General features: G+C 68.9%; 21 protein-coding genes. 9 read left to right on the plus strand and 12 right to left on the minus strand.

Translation table 11 applies throughout. The features are described 5' to 3' along the window. Positions 1 to 25 precede the first annotated feature (25 nt). From AC1D2H_RS19300 to AC1D2H_RS19310, 3 genes are read right to left on the minus strand one after another with little or no spacing between them, the layout of a single operon-like run. A complete protein-coding gene (locus tag AC1D2H_RS19300) occupies positions 26 to 1,657 on the minus strand; it encodes a glycoside hydrolase family 43 protein (RefSeq protein WP_478012092.1) in 1,632 nt (543 codons plus the stop codon). Between the two features lie 5 nt (positions 1,658 to 1,662). After that, positions 1,663 to 2,859, minus strand: coding sequence for an ROK family protein (locus AC1D2H_RS19305; RefSeq protein ID WP_477931934.1), 1,197 nt, complete (start codon positions 2,857 to 2,859; stop codon positions 1,663 to 1,665). A gap of 1 nt (position 2,860) precedes the next feature. Then, on the minus strand, positions 2,861 to 4,381 hold the full coding sequence (locus tag AC1D2H_RS19310) for an MFS transporter (protein WP_478012093.1): 1,521 nt from the start codon (positions 4,379 to 4,381) through the stop codon (positions 2,861 to 2,863). A gap of 245 nt (positions 4,382 to 4,626) precedes the next feature. Between AC1D2H_RS19310 and AC1D2H_RS19315 the strand changes: the two genes are divergently transcribed. Genes AC1D2H_RS19315 through AC1D2H_RS19330 form a run of 4 tightly spaced genes read left to right on the plus strand, consistent with a single transcriptional unit; the run spans position 4,627 to position 9,702 of the window. Further along, entirely contained in the window at positions 4,627 to 6,738 is a 2,112-nt protein-coding gene (locus AC1D2H_RS19315; protein WP_478012094.1) for an alpha-glucuronidase family glycosyl hydrolase, read from the plus strand. Between the two features lie 57 nt (positions 6,739 to 6,795). After that, positions 6,796 to 7,878, plus strand: a complete 1,083-nt coding sequence (locus AC1D2H_RS19320) for a LacI family DNA-binding transcriptional regulator (protein ID WP_477931931.1) — start codon at positions 6,796 to 6,798, stop codon at positions 7,876 to 7,878. 34 nt (positions 7,879 to 7,912) lie between these two features. After that, entirely contained in the window at positions 7,913 to 8,743 is an 831-nt protein-coding gene (locus AC1D2H_RS19325; RefSeq protein WP_478012095.1) for an NAD-dependent epimerase/dehydratase family protein, read from the plus strand. Continuing rightward, positions 8,740 to 9,702 carry an SMP-30/gluconolactonase/LRE family protein gene (locus tag AC1D2H_RS19330; protein ID WP_478012096.1) on the plus strand — a complete coding sequence of 321 codons (963 nt, stop codon included), beginning with the start codon at positions 8,740 to 8,742 and terminating at the stop codon, positions 9,700 to 9,702. The genes AC1D2H_RS19325 and AC1D2H_RS19330 overlap by 4 nt, the downstream gene beginning before the upstream one ends. 115 nt (positions 9,703 to 9,817) lie before the next feature. Here AC1D2H_RS19330 and AC1D2H_RS19335 read toward each other — a convergent pair whose 3' ends face one another. Together AC1D2H_RS19335 and AC1D2H_RS19340 are read right to left on the minus strand one after the other, a co-directional pair. Next, positions 9,818 to 10,330, minus strand: coding sequence for an FxDxF family PEP-CTERM protein (locus AC1D2H_RS19335; RefSeq protein WP_477931928.1), 513 nt, complete (start codon positions 10,328 to 10,330; stop codon positions 9,818 to 9,820). 172 nt (positions 10,331 to 10,502) lie between these two features. After that, positions 10,503 to 10,934 (minus strand): ExbD/TolR family protein, encoded by a 432-nt coding sequence (locus AC1D2H_RS19340; RefSeq protein ID WP_477931927.1) that lies wholly within the window; start codon positions 10,932 to 10,934, stop codon positions 10,503 to 10,505. Between the two features lie 207 nt (positions 10,935 to 11,141). Between AC1D2H_RS19340 and AC1D2H_RS19345 the strand changes: the two genes are divergently transcribed. Both AC1D2H_RS19345 and AC1D2H_RS19350 read left to right on the plus strand, forming a co-directional pair. Then, on the plus strand, positions 11,142 to 11,813 hold the full coding sequence (locus tag AC1D2H_RS19345; protein ID WP_478012097.1) for a Type 1 glutamine amidotransferase-like domain-containing protein: 672 nt from the start codon (positions 11,142 to 11,144) through the stop codon (positions 11,811 to 11,813). Between the two features lie 93 nt (positions 11,814 to 11,906). Then, positions 11,907 to 12,131: a hypothetical protein gene (locus tag AC1D2H_RS19350; protein ID WP_478012098.1), complete on the plus strand. Its 225-nt coding sequence runs from the start codon at positions 11,907 to 11,909 to the stop codon at positions 12,129 to 12,131. A 339-nt stretch (positions 12,132 to 12,470) separates the two neighbouring features. Here the strand turns inward: AC1D2H_RS19350 and AC1D2H_RS19355 are convergent, their stop codons facing one another. The 3 genes from AC1D2H_RS19355 to AC1D2H_RS19365 form a co-directional block, all read right to left on the minus strand. Then, positions 12,471 to 13,274 (minus strand): alpha/beta fold hydrolase, encoded by an 804-nt coding sequence (locus AC1D2H_RS19355; protein ID WP_477898370.1) that lies wholly within the window; start codon positions 13,272 to 13,274, stop codon positions 12,471 to 12,473. A 101-nt stretch (positions 13,275 to 13,375) separates the two neighbouring features. Further along, a complete protein-coding gene (locus AC1D2H_RS19360; protein WP_477898372.1) occupies positions 13,376 to 14,341 on the minus strand; it encodes an alpha/beta fold hydrolase in 966 nt (321 codons plus the stop codon). Between the two features lie 140 nt (positions 14,342 to 14,481). Continuing rightward, on the minus strand, positions 14,482 to 14,814 hold the full coding sequence (locus AC1D2H_RS19365) for a DUF2917 domain-containing protein (RefSeq protein ID WP_477898374.1): 333 nt from the start codon (positions 14,812 to 14,814) through the stop codon (positions 14,482 to 14,484). Positions 14,815 to 14,924: 110 nt separating this feature from the next. On the opposite strand from AC1D2H_RS19365, the gene AC1D2H_RS19370 reads away from it, so the two are divergent. Further along, complete coding sequence (locus AC1D2H_RS19370) at positions 14,925 to 15,023, plus strand: PEP-CTERM sorting domain-containing protein (RefSeq protein WP_477898376.1); 99 nt, start codon at positions 14,925 to 14,927, stop codon at positions 15,021 to 15,023. Between the two features lie 340 nt (positions 15,024 to 15,363). Here AC1D2H_RS19370 and AC1D2H_RS19375 read toward each other — a convergent pair whose 3' ends face one another. Beyond that, positions 15,364 to 15,957, minus strand: a complete 594-nt coding sequence (locus tag AC1D2H_RS19375; protein WP_477931911.1) for an ECF-type sigma factor — start codon at positions 15,955 to 15,957, stop codon at positions 15,364 to 15,366. Positions 15,958 to 16,123: 166 nt separating this feature from the next. On the opposite strand from AC1D2H_RS19375, the gene AC1D2H_RS19380 reads away from it, so the two are divergent. Next, on the plus strand, positions 16,124 to 17,719 hold the full coding sequence (locus AC1D2H_RS19380) for a hypothetical protein (protein ID WP_478012099.1): 1,596 nt from the start codon (positions 16,124 to 16,126) through the stop codon (positions 17,717 to 17,719). Positions 17,720 to 17,801: 82 nt separating this feature from the next. Next, positions 17,802 to 20,486: a serine/threonine-protein kinase gene (locus AC1D2H_RS19385; RefSeq protein ID WP_478012100.1), complete on the plus strand. Its 2,685-nt coding sequence runs from the start codon at positions 17,802 to 17,804 to the stop codon at positions 20,484 to 20,486. Positions 20,487 to 20,497: 11 nt separating this feature from the next. On the opposite strand, the gene AC1D2H_RS19390 is transcribed toward AC1D2H_RS19385, so the two are convergent. The 3 genes from AC1D2H_RS19390 to AC1D2H_RS19400 all read right to left on the minus strand — a co-directional run bounded on the left by AC1D2H_RS19390 (position 20,498) and on the right by AC1D2H_RS19400 (position 24,180). Further along, entirely contained in the window at positions 20,498 to 22,249 is a 1,752-nt protein-coding gene (locus AC1D2H_RS19390; protein ID WP_478012101.1) for an IlvD/Edd family dehydratase, read from the minus strand. Further along, positions 22,246 to 23,406 carry a fumarylacetoacetate hydrolase family protein gene (locus tag AC1D2H_RS19395; protein WP_478012102.1) on the minus strand — a complete coding sequence of 387 codons (1,161 nt, stop codon included), beginning with the start codon at positions 23,404 to 23,406 and terminating at the stop codon, positions 22,246 to 22,248. Before AC1D2H_RS19395 ends, AC1D2H_RS19390 begins: the two co-directional genes overlap by 4 nt. Positions 23,407 to 23,499: 93 nt before the next feature. Continuing rightward, the gene (locus AC1D2H_RS19400; protein WP_478012103.1) at positions 23,500 to 24,180 is read right to left on the minus strand and encodes a GntR family transcriptional regulator; all 681 of its coding nucleotides are present in this window, start codon (positions 24,178 to 24,180) and stop codon (positions 23,500 to 23,502) included. Between the last annotated feature and the right edge of the window lie 326 nt (positions 24,181 to 24,506).

The raw sequence follows: 24,506 nt of genomic DNA on the forward strand, positions 1-24,506 counted from the left end.
TCGTTTGGTTTTCTAGGGCGCGATCTCAGGGCCGCGCTTCGTAGGAGAGGTAGTCAAAGTCAGCGGCAAGCCGCTGGCCCGACAGGTCCTGGCAGGCGATGCCGATGAAGTTGCCGGTGAAGCCGAAGCTGCGCGCGAAGCCGTTGACGAACTGGGTCGCAAACTCGTCGCTGAGCATGGCGGCGTCCAGGGCCGGGCCGATGTCCTGCCAGGCGCCGCCTTGAGCAAACTGGAACTGGTAGCGATCGTGCTTGAACTCGACGGCCAGGTCGACCGGGCCGTCCTTCAACTCGGCAGCCGTGGCCGGTTCGCTCAGGGCCGCGTCGCGGTTGACGGTCAGGCGCAGCACGCGCCGGCCCGAGTCGACATCGCGGCTGACATGCAGATAGGCGTGGTTGCTGGTGTTGTAGTAGGCCACCAGGCCGGCCATCTGCTGGAACAGTTCGGGCGCGAACTCCAGGCGCGTCTCGACGCGGCAGTTGAAGTGCTGCTGGCGGCGCGCGACCAGGCTCTGGTCGAACAGGCTCATCAGCGACTCGCGGCCCTTGAGGCGCAGGAAACCGGGGCGCTCGGCTAGCGAGATCCAGCTCTCGTCGAAGGGCACACGCAGCGAGTTCAGGTGAGGGTTGAGCGTTGTCGAATCGAAGTCGTCACGGGCTGCCTCGGCCGGGAAGACATGCTCGGGCAGGCCCGGTTCGGCCACCTGCAGGCGCGGCGCATTGCCGCCGCCTTCGATCTCGGGCCAGTCGTCGTCGCGCCAGTGGATGCGCTGGATGCCGGTCTCGCGGCCCAGCGGGCAGTGCAGGTTTTCATAAACGCCGTTCTGCTTGTCGGCATTCGGGCCGCTCCATTCCAGCGGCCGGCCGCAGAGGTGGGCGAGATACCAGTCGCCGTTCTGCGTCTGCACCAGGCTGGCATGGCCGCTGCGCTGCAGGCCGTCGGTGGGCTGCTTCCATGCAGTGAGCAACGGGTTGCCGGGCAGGGTCTCGTAGGGGCCGTCGAGCTTGCGCGAACGAGCCAGCGTGACGGCATGCTCGTAGAAGGTGCCGCCCTCGGCCGTCAGCAGGTAGTACCAGCCCTTGCGGCGGTAGAGGTGCGGGCCCTCGACGACCTGCAGCTCGGTGCCGGCATAGATGTTCTTCACCGGGCCGACCAGGCACCGGGCTTCGTGGTCGTATTCCTGCAGCAGGATGCCGTTGAAGTGGTGCTTGCCGGGCTGGTGTATCCATTGCTGGTTGACCAGCCAGTGGCGGCCGTCCTCGTCATGGAAGAGGCTGGGGTCGAAGCCCGAGCTGTTCAGGTAGATGGGTTCGCTCCAGGGGCCGTCGATGCTGGGCGCCGTGATGAGGTAGTTGTGCGTGTCCTTGAAGGCGCCGATGGTGGAGCGCACATCGGTGTAGATCAGCCAGAACTGGCCGGCAGCAAAACTCAGGCAGGGCGCCCAGACGCCGGCCGAGTCGGGGTGGCCGCTCAGGTCGAGCTGGCTCTTGCGCGTGCAGGCATAGCTGTGGTGGCGCCAGTTTTTCAGGTCGCGCGAATGGTGGATGCGCACGCCGGGCCACCATTCGAAGGTGGAGGTGGCGATGTAGTAATCGTCCCCGACGCGGCAGATCGAGGGGTCGGCGTGGAAGCCCGGCAGGATGGGATTGGTGATCATGGGATTCAAGCGGCCGCGGCCAGGCGGCTGGCGGCGATCAGGGGGCGGGTGAGTCGGTAGCGGGCCAGGGCGGCGGCACCGACCGGGACGGCGTCGGCGCCGAAGCGCGAGAGGGTGACCAGGGGCGGCGCCACGTTGGCGCAGGCGGCCTGGCTTTCGAGGGTGCGGAAGGCGGGCTCGAGAAAGGGCGCGCCGATCTCGACGGCGGGGCCGCCGAGCACGATGCGGCCGGGGTCATAGGCCGCGCAGAGATTGCCCAGCAGCAGGCCGAGATAGCGGCCGGCGCTGGCGACGGCTTCGATGCTGTCGGCCTGCTTGTGGCGCAGCAGGTCCTGGACCACGCCCAGGCCGCTGCTCGGATGCTCGGGGGCCATGGCACGAAAACCGATCAAGGCCTCGGCGCAGCCGCGGCGGCCGCAGCTGCAGCGCGGGCCGTCGAGTTCCAGCGTCATGTGGCCCACTTCGCCGGCCAGGCCATGGGCGCCCGTCAGCAGACGGTCTTCGACGACGATGCCGGCGCCCACGCCCAGCCCCAAGCTCAGGTAGATCAGCGGGTCTTGCCGGCTGTCGGTGGCGAACTCCAGCTCGCCGAGTGCTGCGACATCGGCCTCGTTCTGCACGAACAGCGGCACGCCCTGCAGGGCCGTCGTGCGCAGATGTTCGGCCAGCAGGTGCCCGACGGGCAGGTCGCGCCAGCCGAGGTTGTGGGCAAAGTGCAGATGGCCGCGCTGCTCGTCGACACCGCCGGGCAGGCCGATGCCGATGCCGATGACGCGCTGGGCCGGCGTGTCCAGGCGCGCATGCACCTGCATCAGCAGCTTGGCCGCGCGCACCAGGGCGAGGTGGGCATCGCGGCTGGCATCCAGCGGCGAGCGGGCGCGGGCCAGCACGTCGCCGGTCAGCGAGGTGGCGACGACATTGACGCCGTCCACGCCCAGTTCCGCGCCCAGCAGCACGAGGCGGCCGGGATCGACGAACAGCGGGGTGGGGCGGCGGCCGAGCTCGCCGGTGGCGACGACGTCGCGCTCCAGCAGCCAACCCTCGGCGATCAGCTCCTTGGTCAAGGTGCTGACGGTGGACTTGGTCAGCTGCAGCGACTCGGCCAGGGCCGCGCGCGACTGCCCCGGCCAGGCGCTCAGCTGCCGCACGATGGCCATGCGGTTGAGGTCCTTGAGCAGGTGCTGATCGGCGGTGAATTGCATGTCAGGCCACCTGGAGAACGGCACCGGTGCGGGGGCTGCCGGCATGCAGCAGGACCAGGCCGATCAGGGCCAGGCCGATGGCGGCGGTCAGGGCCTGCGCGGCGCCGGAGAACTTGGCAGCGGCGACACAGGCTTCCCAGTTCGCCGTGATGACCCATGCCAGCGTCGCGCCAACTGCCGTCAGCACACCGCCAGCGACCAGCAGCGCCCGGTGGGGCTGGTGGATGTCCATGCCGGCATCGACATCCACGCGCTCGAAGCGGCCGCGGAACCAGAGCCAGAAGATGCCGAGGCTGGTCAGGTGCATGAGCCCGGCGAACACGAAGACCCATTGCTGCGTGCCCGTCCACTGCACGGCCAGGGCCGCCAGCAGCGCGATGAACATGCCGCCGATGCCACCGGCCGTGGCGCCCAGGCCGACGACGGCGCCGGACACCTTGGTCGGGAAGAGGTCGGTGGCGGACGTCAGCAGATTGGCTGACCAGGCCTGGTGGCAGGCGGTGGCCAGCGTGATCAGCGCGATGCACAGCGCAAAGCTGTCGCTGGTGTAGGCCAGGATGGCGCCGGGCATGCAGGCGGCGGCCAGGCCCATGGCCGTCATGCGGGCGCGGCCGACCGGCCAGCCGCGCTTCACCAGGGTGCTCGACAGCCAGCCGCCGAAGATGGAGCCGACGCTGGAGCCGAGGTAGATTAGCGCGACGAGGCCGGCGCTCTTCAGCGGGTTCTGGCCGCGCTCGCGCTCCAGATAGGACGGCAGCCAGAACAGGAAGAACCACCAGACCGGGTCGGTCAGCAGTTTGGCCGTAAGGAAGGGCCAGATGGCCTTGAAGCGCAGCAGCGTCGTCCACGGCAGCTTGATCACCGTCTGCTGGGCGGGCTGGCCGGCCTGGATGAAGACCAGCTCGTCCGCTGATACCCGTGCATGTCTTTCGGGCGCCTGGAAGCCGCGCTCCCAGAACACCAGCCAGGCCAGGCCGACGCCGCCAATGGCGACAAAGGCGAACTGCCAGCCAAAAGTGACCGCCAGCCAGACCGTGATGGGCGAGGCGATGACGCCCAGCGCCGTGCCCGAGTTGAAGATGCCCGTGGCCAGGGCCCGCTCCTGCTGCGGGAACCACATCGCCACCGCCTTGATGGCCGCCGGGAAATGGGCCGCCTCGGCCATGCCGAGCAGGAAGCGCACGACGACCAGGCCGAGCACCGAAGCCACCACCCCATGGGCCGCGGCGGCGGCCGACCACAGCAGCAGGGCCGCGGCCAGGCTGCGCTTGACGCCGAAGCGGTCGATGCCAATGCCGATCAGCGGCGGAAAGGCGGCATAGGCGGCCGTGAAGGCGAAGGTGATCCAACCATAGTCGGCATCGGTCAGCGCCAGGCCGCCGGCCTCCATAGGCTGTTGCAGGCTGGTCTTGAGCACCGACAGCGCATTGCGGTCGATGTAGTTGATGGTCGTCGCGACGAAGAGCAGGGCGCAGATGACCCAGCGCTGGCGGCCCAGCGGCGCGGCGATCCCCCCGGCCATCACGCCCCCTTGAACTCAGCCGCCCCAGGCGCGGTGGCGCGGGCGGTGGTCGCGGGAGCCAGGATGGCGAGGTCAGGGTTCAACGTGGGGTCTCCAGGGGCGCGGCGCTCGGTGGCGCCTCTTTTCAGGCTTGCTATGGACTCAAATGTAGCGCTACCATTTTGCTTTGCGCAAGCGAGAAATCTCTAACATTCCCGCATTTCCGGGGTTGCCATGACCCGGTTGGGCCCGCGACAGGAGACCGAATGAAGATATGGGCCCGAGCCCTGGCCGGCTTGATGCTGGCCGCTTTGCTGCTGCCCGCCGGCAGCGCCCCGGTGGAGGACGGTCACGACCTGTGGCTGCGCTACCGCGGCCTGCCCAAGCCCACGCAGACGCTGGCCCATGCGCGCAGCATCGCGTATGCGGAGCCGGCATCGCCGACGCTGCAGGTCGCCGTCGCCGAACTGAAGCGCGGCGTGGCCGGGCTGACGGGGCGGGAGCCGGCGTCGTCGGCCAGGCCTGCGGACGCGGCGCTGATGCTGGTCACGCCGGCCCATGCGCCCGCCGGTGTCGATCTGCCCTGGGCCGAACTGGGCCGGGAGGGTTATGCGCTGCGCAGCCTGAAGCTGGGCGGCCGGGCGGTGACGCTGATCGCGGCCAACACCGATATCGGCCTGCTTTACGGCAGCTTCGCCTGGCTTCGCGCGGCCAGCACCGGCGCCGATCTGGCCACGCTGGACCAGCGCTCCGCGCCCAGGATCGGCCTGCGCCTGCTCAACCACTGGGACAACCTGGACCGCACGGTGGAGCGTGGCTATGCGGGCGCGTCGATCTGGGACTGGTGGAAGCTGCCCGACATCCGCGACGCCCGCTATGTGGACTATGCGCGGGCGAACGCGTCGCTGGGCATCAACGGCACGGTGCTGAACAACGTCAACGCCAAGGCCGATTCGCTGACCGCGCCCTTCCTCGCCAAGGCCGCGGCGCTGGCCGACGTGCTGCGGCCCTATGGCATCAAGGTCTACCTGTCCGCCCGCTTCTCGGCGCCCAAGGATCTGGGCGGGCTGAAGACCGCCGACCCGCTGGACCCGGCCGTGCGCGCCTGGTGGAAGGCCAAGGCCGACGAGATCTACAAGCTCATTCCCGACTTCGGCGGCTTCCTCGTCAAGGCCAATTCCGAGGGCCAGCCGGGGCCGCAGGACTATGGCCGCAACCATGCCGACGGCGCCAATATGTTGGCCGAAGCCCTGGCGCCGCACGGCGGCCTCGTCATGTGGCGGGCCTTTGTCTATGCGCCCGACGCCAGCGACCGCGCCAAACAGGCCTTCAGCGAGTTCCAGCCGCTGGACGGTCAGTTCGCCGCCAACGTCATCGTCCAGGTCAAGAACGGTGCCATCGACTTCCAGCCGCGCGAGCCTTTCCACCCGCTGTTCGGCGCGATGCCGAAGACGCCGCTGGCGCTGGAACTGCAGATCACCAAGGAGTACCTGGGCTTCTCGACCCACCTGGTCTATCTGGGCCCGCTGTTCGAGGAGGTGCTGCGCGCCCGGCCCGACGGCGCCACGGTGGCGCAGCACGTCAAGGCCATCGCCGGCGTTGCCAATATCGGCAGCGACCGCAACTGGAGCGGATCGCATTTCGACCAGGCCAACTGGTACGCCTTCGGCCGCCTGGCCTGGGACCCCGACCTGGCCGCAGGCCGCGTCGCCCGCGAGTGGGTGCAGCAGACCTTCACCACCGCACCGCGCGCCGTCGACCCCATCGTCGCGCTGATGCTGGCCTCGCGCGAGGCCGTCGTCGACTACATGACGCCGCTGGGGCTGCACCATCTGATGGGCACCGGCCATCACCACGGTCCGGCGCCCTGGGTCGACAACCTCGAGCGTGCCGACTGGAACCCGGTCTACTTCCACCGCGCCGGGCGCGACGGCATCGGCTTCGACCGCAGCCCGACCGGCAGCAATGCCGTGGCCCAATACGCGCCCGATTGGGCCGCCCGCCTGGCCAGGCCCGAGACGACGCCCGAGGACTGGCTGCTGTGGTTCCATCAGCTGCCCTGGGATTACCGCATGGCCTCGGGCCGCACGCTGTGGGCCGAGCTGGTTGCGCGCTACGACCGTGGCGTCGCCAGCGTCGTTGACACGCGCACGCGGTGGGCCGCGCTGAAAGCAGACATCGATCCCGCCCGCCATGCCGACGTCGCTGCCTATCTCGCCGTGCAGGAAGCCGAAGCGCGCTGGTGGCGCGACGCCTGCGTGGCTTACTTCCAGTCCGCCTCGGGCCTGCCGCTGCCCGCCGGCACGCGGGCGCCTGCACACCCCCTGGACGAGTACAAGGCCCGGCGTTTCAATTTCGCACCGGGCCGTGGGGGCTAGACCCTCACCAAATATGATTGCGCAAACAGCCCGACCATCATTCGAGGAAATAAACCTTTGAAGCCATCCGCACGTGCTGGACGCAGCACCAAGGTCGCCACCATCGCCGACGTGGCCCAGCTCGCCGGGGTGTCGCCGATGACGGTGTCGCGGGTCATCAACGGCGAGCAGAACGTGCGCCCCGGCACGCGCGAGAAGGTGCAGGCTGCCGTCGCCGAGCTGAACTACATGCCCAACCAGGCGGCCCGCCACCTGGCCGGCTCGGAGCCCATCCGCATCGGCATGCTCTACATCGACCCGACGGCGGGCTACCTCAACGAGTTCCTGATCGGCCTGTTGAACAAGTCCAGCCTGCGCCACGTGCAACTGGTCGTGCAGCGCTGCGAGGCCGCGCGCGAGGGCGAGGAAAAACCGGTCGCCGAGATGATCGCCAATGGCATCGATGGGCTGATCCTGCCGCCGCCCTTCTGCGATTCCCAGCCCTTGCTCAAGCTGGTGGCCGAGACCGACACACCGGCCGTCGTCGTCTCCGCCGGCCAGCCGCCCGAGGACGTCTGCGCCGTCGGCATCGATGACTACCAGGCCGCCTACGAGATGACGCGCCACCTGCTGAACCTGGGCCACCACCGCCTGGGCTTCATCATCGGCGACCCCTACCAGAGCAGCAGCTCGCGCCGCCTTGCCGGCTTTCATGCCGCGATGACCGACGCCGGCCTGAACATTGCCGAGGAAGAGGTCGTGGCCCAGGGCATGTTCACCTACCGCTCGGGCCTGGATGCGGCCGAGTTCCTGCTGTCGCAGGAGCAGCGGCCGACGGCCATCTTCGCCAGCAACGACGACATGGCCGCGGCCACCGTCGCCATTGCCCACCGCATGGGCCTGGACGTGCCCAGCGACCTGACAGTCGTCGGCTTCGACGATGCGCCGCTGGCCACCACCATCTGGCCCGAACTGACCACCGTGCGCCAGCCCATCATGGAGATGGCCGGCGCCGCTGTTGACCTGCTGGTGCGCCACATCCGTGCGCGCCGCAGTGGCGAGCCTCTGCCCTGCGAGCATGAGCTCAAGGATTTCGAACTGGTCCGACGCCAGTCCGACGCCGCCCCGCGTTTGCGCCCGCCGCTGCGCAAGGGTGCGTGAAGCCTGACTCCGGCCCGTCGAGGGCCTTTTTTTCATGACGCCACTTTCCGCCCCGCGCTTCAAGCGCCTGCTGCTGACCGGCGCCGCCGGCAACCTCGGCCGTGTGCTGCGACCGCGCATGAAGCACTACTGCGACGTGCTGCGCCTGTCCGACCTCGCGGGCATGGATCCGGCCGGCGACGGCGAGGAGGTCGTGCAGGCGCCGCTGGAAGACCTGGCCGCGATGCAGGCCCTGCTGAAGGACGTCGACGCCGTGCTGCACTTCGGCGGCGTGTCCATCGAGAAGCCCTTCGACGTCGTGCTGCCGGCCAATATCGTCGGCGCCTACAACGTCTACGAGGCGGCGCGCCAGCGTGGCGTGAAGCGCATCGTCTTCGCCAGCTCCAACCATGTGACCGGCTTCTACAGCCAGGGCGAGACGCTGACGCCCCAGGCCGCGCCGCGGCCGGACAGCTATTACGGCCTGTCCAAGGCCTTTGGCGAGAACCTGGCGCAGTTCTATTTCGACCGCTACGGCCTGGAGACGGTGTCGGTGCGCATCGGCTCGAGCTGGCCCGTGCCGACCGACCGCCGCATGTTGTCGAGCTGGCTCAGCTTCGACGACCTGGAGCGCCTGCTCGTCGCCGCCTTGAGCGCGCCCGTCGTCGGCCACAGCGTCATCTACGGCATGAGCGACAACCGCTCAACCTGGTGGGACAACAGCAAGTCCAACCACATCGGCTTCAAGCCCCAGGACAGTTCCGAGCCCTGGCGCGCCGAGGTCGAGGCGGCCCAGCCCTATGTCGACCCCAGCCGCCCCGAAGTGCGCTGCCAGGGCGGCCAGTTCGTCACCCTCGGGCCGTTCGAGAAGGCGCCCAAGGAATGAAGATCGCCTTCACGCCCAATGCGCGCCGGCCCGACCCGGCCATCGAGGTGCTGGACGAGGCCTTCCTGGCGCTGCGCCTGTTTGCCGCCGGCGTCGAGCAGCTCGCCACCGGCCTGGCCTGGGCCGAGGGGCCGGTGTGGTTCGGCGACGGCCGCTATCTGCTGGTCTCCGACATCCCCAACAACCGCATCCTGCGCTGGGACGAGACGACCGGCGCCGTTAGCGAGTTCCGCAACCCGAGCGACAACGCCAACGGTCATGTGCGGGACCGGCAGGGGCGACTCGTCAGCTGCGAGCACCTGACACGGCGCATCACGCGCACCGAGTACGACGGCCGCATCACCGTGCTGGCCGATGGTTTCAACGGCAAGCGCTTGAACTCGCCCAACGACATCACCTGTCATGCCGACGGCAGCCTGTGGTTCAGCGACCCGCTGTTCGGCATCCTCAGCGATTTCGAAGGCGAGAAGGCCGAGTCGGAGCTGACCCCGGCCGTCTACCGCATCGACGGCGCGACGGGCGAGCTGACGCTGCAGATCGACGACCTCAAGGGCCCCAACGGCCTGGCCTTCAGCCCGGATGGCAAAACCCTCTACGTCATCGAGAGCCGCGCCCAGCCGCACCGGCTGATCTGGGCCTATGACGTCAACGGCGCGTCCTTGAGCAACAAGCGCCTGCTCATCGACCCGGGCTGCCCGGGCGCCTTCGACGGCATGGCCGTCGACGTGCAGGGCAATCTCTGGTGCGGCTTCGGCAGCGATGGCAGCGCGGGCGCGGAGGCGTCGCGGCTCGACGGCGTCAAGGTCTATGACGCGACGGGCAAGCCCTTGGCCCATATCCACCTGCCCGAGCGCTGTGCCAACCTCTGCTTCGGCGGCGCCAAGGGCAATCGCCTCTTCATGGCGAGCACGCATTCGCTGTACGCGCTGTACGTCAACACGCGCGGCGCGGTGGCCTAGCGGCTCCCGCGGAGCGCGCAGCGCTGAGGACAAAAAAAGCCCCGGTGCTTGAAGCGCCGGGGCTTGGGGGCTTGAGCATCCGGGGCACCGCGAGGTGCGCCCGGATCAAGTTCGATTACAGATCGCGACGGCGGCGCGAAGCCACGAAACCGATGACGCCGAGGCCGGCGGCCAGCATGGCGTAGGTCTCGGGTTCCGGAACCGGCAGCGCGGTGGCCGACGCCGAAATCGCGTAGGCCGACGGCGCCTGGGTGGCCAGGGCGAACACGTTGAAGTAGTAGTTGCCGGCGCTCAGATTCGTGAAATGAGCGGTCGACGTGGACGTGAAGGCAAAGCCGGTGATGACGGTGTCATCAGTGCCGCCCACGACGTGATCGGCGCCGGTGCTGACGATGCTGTAGAACGCCGGCGTCAGGCCGCCGAAGAACGTGGTCACGTTGCTCTGCACGGCCGATGCCGATGCGAGCGAGAAGGTGAAGGTGTCGTTCACCAGGCCGGGCACGACGGCGACGTTGCCGCTATTGACGGTTGTAGCGCCCAGCGTGCCGGTGCCCAGCACGAAGGGGGTAGCCTGAGCCGCGAGGCTGCCCAAGGACAGCACGGAGGCCAAGGCAAGAGACTTCAACATATTTACTCCCAAAGAAAGACCGGCAGGTATGAGCAAGCATCGTGCCATCAGAGAAAACCCTGGTGCCACAGTGATTTGCTTGCGCTGGGCCTTCAGCGATGTAAGGAAGTCCGACATCCCTAAGTTGTCGGTATTGGCCCAAAACTGGCCAGCCCGCCGGGCCGACCGGCAGTCAGCTGCCGAACTGTTCGTTCCCGGCCACGCCCATCTTCTTGACGCTGTAGCGCTGCGCCGAGGCCATCACGGCGGCGACGGCGCTGTAGTCCACCAGCTTGTTCGGCTTGATATGCACTTCGGGCTGCTCGGCCTCGGCCAGGGCGCCCACTGCCTGCATCTTGGCGTCGACGGCGGCGCGGCCGTCCAAGGCCTGGCCATCCCAATAGACACTGCCGTCGAAGTCGATGGCCACGGTATGCACGACCGAGGCCGGCGTCTGCTGCTTGCTCAGCCCGATGTCCAGCTTGATGGCGTGAAACTGGGTCGGGATGGTGATGATGAGCATCACCAGCAGCACCAGCATCACGTCGATCAGCGGCGTCGTGTTGACGTCCATCAGGGCTTCGGGTTCTGCGCTGCCTTGCAGCGTTGCGACATGCATTCCCATGGAGACCTCCCGGCATTGGTGGCTGCACTCGCCAGCGAGCGACGAGCGCTGCTGCCTGATGATGCCCAGCAGGGGGCGCAAAGACAATGGGACTGGGCGCTTTGCAGCGATGGCGGGTTTGTCCTTGTCTTTTCCTGTCGATTCCAGGCGGGTCGGATCGTCGCAGGTGGGGTCACATAACTGACTGGACGAAAAGGAACTCGCGCGATGAAGCTGCTTCTCACTTCAGGGGGCGTCAGGAACCCCAGCATTCGCAAGGCGCTGGTGGACTTGCTGGGCAAGCCCATCGCCGACTGCAGCGCTCTGATCATCCCCACCGCGCTGTACGGGCACCCGCAGGGCACCCCCGCTGGCGCGTGGCGCTTCATCACGGGACAGTCCGGCTGCCCGATGGCGGAACTGGGATGGAAGTCGCTGGGCGTGCTGGAGCTCACCGCGCTGCCCACCATCGGTGAAGCGCGCTGGTTGCCCTGGGTGCGGGAGGCGGACGCCTTGCTGGTGGAGGGCGGCGATGCCCTGTACCTGTGCCACTGGATGCGGCAGTCGGGGCTCGCGGCCGTGCTGCCGTCGCTGGAGCGCACCGTGTGGGTGGGGCTGAGCGCCGGCAGCATGGTGATGACGCCGCGCGTGGGCGACGCCTTCGTGGAAACCAGGCCGCCGATCACCGGTGACGACAAGGCGCTCGGCCTCGTCGACTTCTCCATCTTTCCGCACCTGGACCACCCGGGTTTCGACGAGAACACCATGGCCTGTGCGCAGCGTTGGGCCGCCGACATCGGCGGCCCGTCCTACGCCATCGACGACCAGACCGCCATCCAGGTGGTGGACGGCAAGGCCGAAGTCGTGTCGGAGGGCAACTGGCGGTACTTTGGCGGGTGACGGGGCAAAGCTGGCGGGGGCGGCTTTGCAGCGAAACCAGCCCCTCACCCGTAGACTTTCGCGATCTGTCCGCACCGCCTGACGCGTCCCATCTTGAACACACTGGACGAAGACCTGACCGCTGCACTTAGCAACGATGCGCCGGCACTCCATCTGCGGCAGGCTGTTGCGCGGCGTGTCACTGGTGGTGTCGATCGAAAAGCTCTGCATGAGGAGTTGGAGAGACTTCGGCAACTTCGACCGGGCCGCGCAGAAGACGTGATCTTGGAAGTGATGGACTTCCTGAACGGCTGGTGCGCTCCCCACATGAAGATTTGAGCGCAGCCAAGTCCGATGAGACGACCACGTCGAGCCCGATGCGGGCACTGGCCTGCGGCCGACCGCTTTGCAGCGGTTGCCGTCATCTGCGATCAGCCGCCGAATTCGCGCTCTCTGGTATGAAGCAGACGTCGGCGCACCTGGCCGGCTGACGGGTTCAACGACCGGTGTCGAGGGTGCTGCGGTCGTTTAGCCTGGCTGTCCGCGGCAGTCGTCGTCGAACGTCTGCTGCTTGAAGCGCTGATTTGGCACATCCCTCCCGAAGATGAGTAAGCGTCGCCTGACGGGTGACACCAAGCTACCTTCAGAAGGCTGGCCTCCGCAGCCCGGATGTACGGCTTACGATGCTGCGCGAACGTGCTCCTCGATCCGCTGCATCAAGGGCGCGGCATGGGTTCCGATCATGAAGTGGCTCGCATCCTCCAATGCCACGACCCGTGCCTGAGGCAGGTAGCCAGCCAGCAGTTGGTTGCAACGCTGCATTGCCATATGGCTCGTGCCGCCGTAGATCACTAGAACCGGTACCTGGACAGCGCGGAAGTCGGCCGGCGTGGGATGCACCGAGTCGCCAGTTTCCCAGTCGAGGATGTTGGTGTACGTCTGGGCGATAAGCTTTTCCTTGACCGCAGGCGGGTAGGCATCAAATGTCCCGTCCCCACCGTAGAAATCGATCACGTGCCGGACAGCCTCTTGATCCCCGCCTTGCCAGTCGGCCACATAGCGCGAGGTCATGGCCTGCACCTGCTGCCTCAACGGCGTCTCACCGCCTAGCGAGAGCAGGTTGAAGACGGTGGGCTCCAACAGCGTCATGCTGAGCAGCCTGGGGCTGCGATTCATGGCCAGCGCCAAGGCCACCCAGGCGCCGAAGGAGTGGGCCACGAGATGCACCGGCATGCCCACCTGCGCCAGAACGGCTTCGAGCACATCCATCTGATCCTTCAGGTGGTCACTTTCCGGTCTGCGCCGCTCCTGCGTCTTTCCGTAGCCCGACAAGCTGGTCGTGATGGTGCGGTAGCGCTCGGAGAGCGGCGTGCTGATGCCGCGCCACGACGCGCCCGTGGAAAATGACCCGGGCACGAACACCAGGGGCGTCCCGTCGCCGCTCTCCTGGTATTCAACCGATCCTTGAGGCAGGGTGATCATGACCGTGAGTCCTTCTTCGTCGAAAGATGGGTGGTGAGGCGAACCGGTCGCGGCGGCCCCGCAGGGCCAGCGTCGGCACCGGCTGAGATGAGCGACTCGCCCTATACGGCGGGCTTCAACAGGCCTTCCATCGTGGCCCGGTGGACCGCCTCGGTGCGGTTGCTGCAGTTGAGGGCGCGCAGCGCCAAAGCCATGTGCATTTCCACGGTGCGAGGACTCAGGCCCAAATTGCGCGCGGCCTGCTTGTCCGTCATTCCTTGCGCAGCCAACTGAAGAATTTCCGACTGCCGACGGCTCAGGCGGGGCTTGTTCGAACGGCCCCCACCCAGGAAGGCCAGGGTCTCTTCGATGAACGTTCGTCTGGCGTCGTTGCCGAGGGGCAGGATGTGGCTGTCGCCGTCCAGCGGTATGAAGCGCGCGCCCGGTATCCATGCGGCCAGCTTGTGGCCCTGGTCCAGGGTCACCATCTGATCGTCTCGGGCATGGAAGATAAGCGTCGGGCACTGCACCATCGCGCACTGCGCCTTGACATCCATGCTGTAGTTGATGCGCATGTGCCGCTCCGCGATGTCCGGCGTCATCGATAGGCGCATGCGCTCGCTGATGAGCTCGCGCGCGGCCGGGTCGGCCGCGGCATCCCCCAGCAGTTGCGCGATGAAGATCTGCCGGAACGGCGATCTCTCATGCGCCCAGCCCTGGCGCGCGGATGCCAGCAACAGGTTCGCCTCTTCCAGCAGGTGCGGCGGCGTGTTGCGCGCGCTGAAGTAGGTCCGCCCGAAGCCGTTGATGATCACCAGGGCGCTGACGCGCTCGGGATGCCGCGCGGCATAGGCGATGGCGACCGGCGCGCCGCAGGACAGGGCCATCACTGCCGCGGGTTCGGGTGCGAGCGCATCCATCACCACCTCGAAGTCAGCCACCAGTGTGTCGAAGTCCAGGCGCTCTACCTGGCGGGTCGACAAGCCGCAGCCGCGCGGGTCGTAGCGCACCAGGGTGTGGTGTTGGCTCAGCGCCTCCAGCGTGGGCCAGCCGTGCGGCTCGCGCAGGTCGCATTCCAGATGGCTCATCCAGGTTCCCGCCCTCACGAGCTTGGGGCCGCTGCCTGTCGTTGCACAAGCAAGCGTGACGTGGTCCGGGGTCATGCAGAAGTGCAAGTCCTGGTGAGGGTTCATGAGAAGGTGATCCCCGGCGCACGTGCAGCACGGCGTCAGCCATTCTGTTCGCCAGCATGCCACCCCGCAAGCACTAGGTCCGCATCCCGGAGTGCATGCACCAGGACCGGAGCACCCGTCTGCTGCATGAACACCTGACCGGCTTCCAGTACCCAGTCGGTCGCACAGCCGTCGCGGGTGACCCAAACGCAGCCGCTGATGACCTGAAGCACCGATTCGTGATTTGGCAGCCGCAGCGTTGCATGGCGAGCCAGGCGCTGCTGCTGCGGTACGCGCCGTGAGGCCAGCTGCGCGTTCGGGCTGCGCGTGAACATGAGTGCAAACGGGCCTGGTGTCGTCCAGCGACGGAGCGCGGTGGCAATCTCCATGTGACCTCCGTTTAAAGTGAGGTCAGTTTGCTGGCCTTAGCCGCCGTGGCCCAATCGGTGTCCTACGGTACTGGCCCGTGCCGACTACGGTACGACCACCGTAGCGCGACGTGGCGGGTCCCGTCCCTGAACCCTGGTCCGCGATGCTCGCTCTTGCCGGGTTGGCGCTGGTTGCTCATCGTGCTTCACGCCGTACCGGAAGGGCCTAGTCGCGTCAGCGCAACCATCGCACCGTGAAGGGCCAGAGCTTCCGTTGAACGGCGTCGGGCGTTGGACTTCAGCCGACGCAGGAACGAGTTCCGCCGAGCGTTAGTTCCTGGATGAGCAGCGGCCACTCTGTCCGCAGCGTCCGAATGACCGGTCCCGGCGGCAGCGGCCATCTAACCACCAAACGTGGGTGACAGCAGCCAGCCTGGAGCGGACATGCCCCATTCTGGTCTTCGCTCAGATCGCAGCGACTCCGCTCGGTTGGCGCGCCAATGGTTGTGCCTTGGTGGCGTGTCCACCACGTCGCGGCAAGCCACCGCCAGCTCAAGGAAGTCGAGAGGGTCAGGCGAGTGGCGCGGCGCCCAGTTCGCGGCGCAGCCAGGCGCGGGCCAGCGTCCAGTCGCGCTTGACGGTGGCGAGCGACAGGTCCAGCGCCTGCGCGATCTCGTCGTTTTCGAGCCCGCCGAAGAATTTCAGCTCCACCACCCGGGCCGCCCGCGGGTCGACGGCTTCGAGGGCCAGGATGGCCTCATGCACGGCCACCACGTCGGGTTCGGCCTGAACGCCGATTTCCGGTGCATCGGTGATCGACAGAGACACCAGCTGCGCCTCGCGCTTCTCGGTGCGCTTGGCCATCGCGTGGTTCACCAGGATGCGCCGCATCATGGTCGACGCCACCGACAGGAAATGCGCTCGGTTGGCCCACTGCGTGCGCGTCTGCTCGGCCATGCGGAACCAGGCCTCGTGCGTGAGCACCGTCGGGCTCAAGGTGTGGGCGTTCGCCTCGCGGCCCATGTGGGCGCGCGCTATGCGGTGCAGCTCGCCGTACAGCAGCTCGAAGAGCTGGTTCGATGCGCCGGCCGCGTCCGTGTCGAGCCGGCGCAGCCACTCGGTGACGTCGGCAGCGGCGGGATTCGAAGCGGGAGCGGCAGTCATGGCGAGCGCATTTTGCGCGCGGCGCCGCGACACGCCTGCGAGGGATTGCTCGGTTGAGGCGTGCCTGTTTTCACGCCCGATGAGCCTTTTGGCCGCGCCGCACGGCGTACCCCGGCATGCCTCTCGAATCGGCGAGGGGCGCGACCCCCTCACACCGGACTCCACCATGACATCGACCCCTTGCCCAACTCCCCACGGCCTGCGCGGCCTCGTGATCGCGGCGGCCACCGTGGCCGTTGCCACCTTGGCCGGCTGCGGAGGGGGTGGCAGCACGGCGCCCGCAGCACCGGCCCCTGCACCGGTCCCCACGGCGCCTGCGCCCACCCCCGCGCCCGCACCAGCGCCGGCGCCTGTCCCAGCGCCCGCTCCAGCGGTCATCAAGGCCACATTGACCGGCGTGGCCGCGCGCGGCGCGCCCGTGGTCGGCGGCACGGTCACGGCCACCTGCACCAGCGGGCCGGCCACGGTCTCGCTGCCGACCAGCGCCACCGGCACCTGGACCGTCGACGTGCCGGCCAACACGCTGCCCTGCGCCTTGCAGGTGTCGGGCGGCACGGTGGGTGGCGCGCCGAATGCGCTCTCGCTGCACAGCATTGCCGTGGCCGCCGGGCGCGTGAACATCACCACGCTCACCGACCTGACGATTGCGCGCGCTGCCGGCATGCCGCCCGCGACCTGGTTCGCGGGCCTGGCCGCCGCACCGGTGGGCACCCGGCTCGACACCGCCGGAGCGCTCACCCAGTTGATTGCCGCCCTCACCGCCGGCAGCTACGTGCTGCCCACCGGGCCGTTCGACCCCTTCACCGTCGTGTTCGACGCCAGGGCCGGCGACGCTACGGACGCGCTGCTGGACAGCGTCATGGCCGCTGCGCTCGCCAGCCACAAGACCTACATCGACCTGATCGCCGACTTCAGCGCCGCCACCGGCGGCATCTACCGCTTGCCGCCCGCGCTGACGGGCAACGATCCCACGCCACCGGCGCCGCATGCCATCGTGCTCACGCCCAAGGGGCAGGCGGTGGCTGCAGACGTCGCGCCGGCCATCGGCACGTGGCAGGGGCAGCTGGGCCGCGTCTTCACGCCGGGCCAGGCGACGCAGGAGACCACCTCCTGCAGCATCGCCGTGGCCAAGGACGGCATGCTGACCGTCTCGGCCGGTGGACGCAGCCTGCAGGCCGCCGTCAACGGCGACGTGGGCGACCTCATCCTCAACGTCGTCAGCCTCACGCGGGTCCAGGCCAGCGACGTACCGAACGACCGCTACGCCCAGCTCACCCTCGTCAAGGGCGTGATGGCGCAGGGCGTGGCGCGCCAGGGTGGCTTCGGCTTCAGCGACGCCACGGACCGGGTGGAGTGCTGGCTGACCAACCCCAACCCGACCAGCGCAGGCAGCGCCAACGTCGCGACGCTGAACGGCGCCACCGCGGCCAATATGTCGGCGGCACTCGTCGGCCACTACACGAGCAGCAGCTGCACGCTGGACGTGTCGAGCAGCGGCGTCTTCCACCTGGTGAGCGGCAATGTCGACGTGACGACGCGCCTCGCCGGCGACGAGGACGACGTCATCGTCACTTTTGGCGAGAGCGTGGCGGTGCAGGCGCAGGACTACTTCACCGCTGGTGAACAGACCTGGGTGACGCTGGCCTACCAGCCGGCCAACGCGGCGCTGAACGTGCCGGCCTCGTACAGCGCCGACGCCAGCCACCGCGCGCCGCGACCGGTCAAGTCGCTCGCGCAGTGCAACAGCCTCGTCAAGCAGTGATGGCACGGGGGCGGTTCCCCCGCTCCCGGACCTGCCACCCCGTCACTACAGTCGCGTCGCCACCGCCCACCCGAGCCCGCCGATGACCACCCCCACTCCCACGCCAGCCGACTGGGCCGCCCTGCGAAGCCTCTTCGACGAGGCTTTGGCACTGCCCGCGGCCGAGCGTGCGGCGCATGTCGACGGGCTGGCCGTGAGTGCCGCGCTGAAGGCCGAGCTGCACTCGCTGCTGGCCCACCACGCCGATGACACCGACGGCGAGCCCTTGCTGTCGCGGCCCATCGCCGAGAGCGTGGCCGCCAGCCTGTCCCGCGACGGCGAGCGCTTCGGCGCGTGGGCGGTGGTGCGCTGCATCGGCAGCGGCGGCATGGGCGAGGTCTACGAGGCACGCCGCGCCGACGGCAGCTTCGAGGGCCGCGCGGCCATCAAGGTGATCAAGCGCGGCATGGACAGCGACGCCGTGCTGCAGCGCTTCGCGCAGGAGCGCCAGGCGCTGGCACGGCTGCATCACCCGCACATCGCCCAGCTCTTCGACGCTGGTCTCAGCGCCGACGGGCTGCCCTATTTCGTCATGGAGTTCATCGATGGCCTGCCCATCGACGAAGCCGCGCGCCCACGCCGCATCGAGGAGCGCCTCGCGCTCTTCCTGCAACTGGCCGACGCCGTCGCGCATGCTCACCGCAACCTGCTCGTGCACCGCGACCTCAAGCCCGGCAACGTGCTCGTCACGCGCGACGGGCAGGTCAAGCTGCTCGACTTCGGCATCGCCAAGGCCCTCGACCCGGCCGAGGCCGAAAGCAGCCATGGCAACGACAGCACCCTGGGCGCGGCCCGCCCCTTCACGCCCAACTACGCCAGCCCCGAGCAGGTGCGCGCCGAGCCGGTGGGCACGGCTACCGATGTCTACTCGCTGGGCGTGCTGCTCTACCAATTGCTGACCGGCCAGCGCCCCTACGGCCGCAGCGCGCGCAGCCCCGCCGAGGCCGCGCGCGCGGTGCTGGACGAAGCACCGACCCGCCCCTCGCAACTCAGCAGTCCCGACGCTGCGGCGCCCGATGCCCAGGCCTGGCTGGCCACGCGGCAGCGCCTCAAGGGCGACCTGGACAACATCCTGCTCAAGGCGCTGGAGAAGGATGTGGACCGCCGCTACGCCAGCGTCGACCAGTTCGCCGCCGACGTGCGCGCCACGCTGGCGGGCTACCCGGTCAGCGCCCGCGCGCCCAGCCGCGGCTATCTGCTCGCCAAGTTCGTGGGGCGCAATCGCCTGCCGGTGAGTTTGGGCCTGGGCGTCGTGCTGGCCCTGGCCGGGGGCCTGGCGGCGGCATCCTGGCAGGCGCACGTGGCCAAGCAGGCTCGCGCGGCGGCCGAGCTGCGGCTGGCGGCCGTCAAGGGCATCACGGCCGACCTGGTGTTCCGCTTCGGCGATGCGATCACCTACCTGCCTGGCGGCCGCAAGGCCCAGGATGCGCTGCTGGCGCAGACCCTCGCCGCGCTCGACCCGCTGGTGCAGGGCGAACAGCCCGATGGCGACCTGCAGGCGCTGAGCGCCTCCATCCTCGCGCGCCGCGCCGATCTGCTGGGCAACGACACCAACGGCACGGCCGAACTCGGTCCCCAGACCGATGCGATGGCGCAGCGCGCCATCGAGCTGGGCGAACGCCTGTGGGCCAGCCAGCATCGCGACTGGCGCTTTGCGCAGTGGCATTCCAGGGTGCTCCAGGTGCAGTCGGTCCGGCTGCGCAACGCCGGCCAGAGCGAGCGTGCGGTGGCCAACATCCGGCTCGCCATCCAGCGCCTTGAAGAGGCCCGCCCGTTCGCCAGCGGTGACGTGCTGGGCCGCGCCGCCCTGGGCGTGGAGCTGGCCAACACCACCCTCAGCCTCGGCCAGACGCTGAGCGCGGCCGGCCAGCTGGATGAAGCCCTGGCCCTGTACGCCAAGGCCGAACCGGTCTACCGCGAGCTGCTGGCCGACACCGCCATGCAGGCCGAGAGCGACGCCCGCGCTGCACCCGGCGAGATGAAGACCGAGGTCTACCTGCGCCACCAGCTCGGCGTCGCGCTGGCTTCCCGCGCGAAGACCTTGCTGCGCCTGGACCGGCTCGACGACGCCCTGGCCCAACTGCAGGCCGCCATGCCCTTGCGCCGCGCCAATGTCGAGGCCGAGCCCGCCAACATCGCCTGGCACGATGGCCTGCTGCAGGAGGCCAACAACCTGTCGCTGGTGCAGCTGCGCCGCGGCGAATGGGCCGCGGCGCTCGAGGCCTCGACGCTGGCCTGGACCGAGAACGAGCGCCTGGCCCGGCAGGAGGGCCCCAAGAGCAAGTGGGCCCAGATGCCGCGGACGCTGGCCACCCAGCATGGGCTCGCGCTGTGGCGCAATGGCCAGCCTGTCCAGGCGCTGGCGGTGGTCGAACAGGGCCTGGCCGCACACAAGGCAGCGCCCGGCGCGGCGCCCAGTCCCGCGGCCGACCTGCGCTTGAGTGCCCTGCAAGCCGTGCACGGCGCCCTGCTGGCCGAGCTTCACAAGCCTGGCGCGCAAGCGGAATTGCGTGAGGTGCTGGCCCGGCTGCAGCCGCTGTTCGACGACCCCAACCTGGGCCGCCCGGCGCGGCTGGCCTGGGCCGAGGCGGCCGCCTGGCTGGTGGCGCTGAAGCCGGCCGATGGCGAGGCGCTGCGCCAGCAGGCGCTGGGCGCACTGGCGGCTGCGGCCCGGGTGCTGCCGCTGGCCGCCGACCACGCCGCGCTGAAGGGCCGGCTGGAGACCTGACCGCGCGGTGGCTAGTGGTTGTGCCGCGGCGGCGTGTCCACCACGCCGCGATAGGGCACGGCCAACTCTAGACAGGCGCCTGTCGACAGCGGCCCCACCGTCGAACGGTAGATCTGCTGCCACGGCGTCTGGCTGGCCGGCATCGCTGGCAGGCCCTCGGAGCGGCGGCGTGACAGTTCCTCGTCGCTGAGCAGCACGTCGCAGCGGCCCGCGTCCAGGTCGACGCGGATGACATCGCCCGTGCGCAGCCAGGCCAGCCCGCCGCCAATGGCGCTCTCGGGCGAGGCGTGCACGATGGACGGGCTGTCGGACGTGCCGGACTGGCGACCGTCGCCCAGCGTCGGCAGGCTCATCACGCCGCGGCGGATCAGTGCGTCGGGGGGCTGCATGTTGACGACCTCGGCCGAGCCCGGCCAGCCCACCGGGCCGGCGCCGCGCATGACCAGCATGCAACCCTCGTCAATCTCCAGCGTGGCGTCGTTGATGCGCGCGTGGTAGTCGTCGGCGCCGTCGAAGACGATGGCTCGGCACTCAAACGCGCCGTCCTTCAGATAGCGCAAGCGGAAGGCCGGCGAGATGACGCTGGCCTTCAGGATGGCGAAGTCGAAGAGGTTGCCGTGCAGCACGACAAAACCGGCCTCGGCCTTCAGTGGCGCGCTGACCGGGAAGATGACTTCGCGGTCCTGCGTCTCGCGGCCCTCGAGATTGGCGGCCATCGTGCGCCCGGTCACCGTCGGCCGCGCGGTGCGCAGCAGGCCGGCCTGCTGCAGCTCCCACATGATGGCCGGCACGCCGCCGGCGCGGTGGAAGCGTTCGCCGAGGAATTGGCCGGCGGGCTGCATGTTCAGCAGCAGTGGTACGCGCTGGCCAACCTCGGTCCAGTCGGCCGCCGTCAGCTCGACGCCGGCGTGGCGCGCCATGGCCATCAGATGGGGCTGGGCATTCGTCGAGCCGCCGATGGCCGCGTTGACGACGATGGCGTCGAGGAAGGCGTCGCGGCTGAGGATCTTCGACGGTCGCAGGTCCTCGCGCGCCATCGCGACGATGCGCCGCCCGGTCTCGTAGGCCATCTGGCCGCGCTCGCGGTAGGGCGCGGGGATGGCCGAGCAGCCGGTCAGCGACAGGCCCAGGGCCTCGGCCAGCGCGTTCATCGTCGACGCCGTGCCCATGGTGTTGCAGTGGCCGGCGGAGGGCGCCGAGGCGGCGGCGATCGCTATGAAGGTCTCTTCGTCGATCTCTCCGGCCGCGAGGCGCCGGCGGCCCGCCCAGATGGCGGCACCCGAGCCAACGAGCTGGCCCTCGAACCAGCCGTCCAGCATCGGCCCGCCGGACAGCACGATGGCGGGGATGTCGACCGTGGAGGCCGCCATGACCTGGGCCGGCGTCGTCTTGTCGCAGCCCGTCGTCAGCACGACGGCGTCGAGCGGGTAGCCGTGCAGGATCTCGACCAGGCCGAGGTAGGCGAGGTTGCGGTCCAGCGCCGCGGTGGGGCGGCGGCAGTTCTCGAAGATGGGATGCAGCGGGAACTCCATCGCGATGCCACCGGCGTCGCGGATGCCGTCGCGCACGCGCTTGGCGAGTTCCAGATGGATGCGGTTGCAGGGGCTCAGGTCGCTGCCGCTTTGCGCGATGCCGATGATGGGCCGGCCCGAGCGCAGCTCCTGCGCCGTCAGGCCGTAGTTCATGAAGCGCTCCAGATAGAGGGCCGTCATGTCGACGTGGTCGGGGTTGTCGAACCAGTCCTGGGAGCGCAGCCGCTTCATCGAGCGCGGCTCCGCAGATGCTTCATCAGCGCGCCGACGCCGTAGGTCCACGGTGGCAGCGCATCGCTGCGCTGCACGGTGTTGACGAGGGCGCCGAGGGCAGGGCTGGCAATCGTCACGCGGTCGCCGAGGCGGTGCGTGAAGCCGGCGCCCGGCGCGCCGCGGTCCTGGATGGGCGAGAACATCGTGCCGAGGAAGAGCATGAAGCCGTCGGGATATTGGTGATGCGGCCCGCAGGCATGGCCCACCAATTCCAGCGGGTCGCGGCTGATCTCCTGCATGCGGCTGACGCCGTCGAGCACGAAGCCGTCGTCCGCGCCCTCGATGCGCAGGCTGACCTCGGCCTGTCGCACCGTGTCCAGCGTGAAGTGTTCGTCGAACAGGCGGATGAAGGGGCCGATGGCGCAGGAGGCGTTGTTGTCCTTGGCCTTGCCGAGCAGCAGGGCGCTGCGGCCCTCGATGTCGCGCAGGTTGACGTCGTTGCCCAGCGTCGCGCCGACGACCTCGGCGCGGCCGTTGACGGCGAGCACGACCTCGGGTTCGGGGTTGTTCCACTGCGAGTCCGGGTGCAGGCCGACCGCCGCGCCGAAGCCGACGGACGACATGGGCTGGGCCTTGGTGAAGACCTCGGCATCCGGCCCCAGCCCCACCTCCAGATAGGGCGACCAGGCACCGCGGGCGACGAACTCGGCCTTCAGCTTCTGCGCGGCTTGCGAGCCCGGGCGGATGGCAGACAGGTCGCCGCCCAGCGTCGCCTTCAGCTGCTCGCGCAGCGCGTGGGCGCGGGCCGCGTCGCCACCGGCCTGGGCTTCGATGACGCGCTCCAGCAGGCTGACGGCGAAGGTCACGCCGCAGGCCTTGACGGCTTGCAGGTCGCAGGGGGCGAGCAGTTGAGGGCTGGCCGGGTCGGCCAGCGCTGCTTGCATCAGGGCTTGAACGGGGCCGAGCACCTGGCCGGGCGCGTTGCGGGCGATGTGCAGCAGTTCGGGGTGGTCCAGCAGCTCGGCCATCGTCGCCGCGTGGGCCGACAGGTCGACGAACTCGCCGTGGCGCACGGCCACCAGGGCCGGACCGTTGGTTTCGGTGCGCCAGACGCGGCCGAGCAGCAGCGCACGGTCGGCGTCGGCGGGAAGGAAGGTGTCGTGTATCTGGGTCATGCGGCGGGGGCGGCCTGGGCGGGTGTCGGTCCCAAATTGTGAGCGCTACCTAACACGCTGCCAAGCCGGGCGGCCCCCGCAGCACCTTCCTGATCAGGAAAGGATGAGGTACTCCGGATAGCGCTGCTGGATCTCGTCCACCGAGGCCAGGGTTCCCGACAGGTGTTCGCGAACGGCTTGCTGGGCCACCTCGGCATCGCCCGATTCGATGGCCTCCAGGATGGCCTTGTGGCCGGCCAGGATGGACTCAACCTTCCCCTGCGCCGGCGCGTGCAGCAGGCGCAGCCGGTCGATGTGGCCCGACATGCGCGTCACCACCGACCACAGCCGCGGCAACCCGGCGGCCGCATACATCAGCCGGTGGAACTCCTTGTCGGCGGCGATGAAGGCGGGATAGTCCTTGCTGGCGGCGAGCCCCGCTTGGCGCGACAACTGCGTGTGCAGGTCGGCGATCACCGCCTGGTCATGGGAGAGAGCCAGCAGGCGCGCGATTTCGATTTCGATGGATCGGCGCAAGAAATGCGCTTCGCGGGCCGCCGGCACGTCGATCCGGCTGACCTGCGTCGTGTACTGCGCGCGGATGAGCACCAGGCCTTCTTCGCTGAGGCGCATGAGCGCGTCGCGCACCGGCGTCTGGCTGACGCCGAAGCGTTGCGCCAGTTCACCGCGGTCAAGGGCGCTCCCGGGCGCCAACTCCAGGGAAATGATGGCCGCTCTAAGTGCTTCGACGACCTGGGGTGCCGCGTGGCGGGTGGGATCTAGCGTGAAGTTCATCTCAGGTTGAAGGCCAAATCTGCCGCTGTTGCGCGGGTGCAGGGGGCATTGTCATCGCGGGCTGGAAGCGTCCGGCGCATGGGGTTCGAGCCAACCGTGCCGCGCCGAATAGGCCTGGCCCTCTCGGCGGGCATGGCTGATCTGCTGCATATGACAAAGGTGCTCCGGCCGCCAGGCTGCCGCCGTACTGCCATCGATGGATTGACAGCCGGCCGCCGCCCTTGAGAGCGCTATCCGGTTTTCGATTGGACGGCAATTTCCAAGCGGACTTTCCGTGCGACGAGTCACTAATACATTAGTACACACCCTCGTTGACTGGGGTTTCC

Source organism: Roseateles sp. P1_C1_2, from assembly GCF_056406535.1.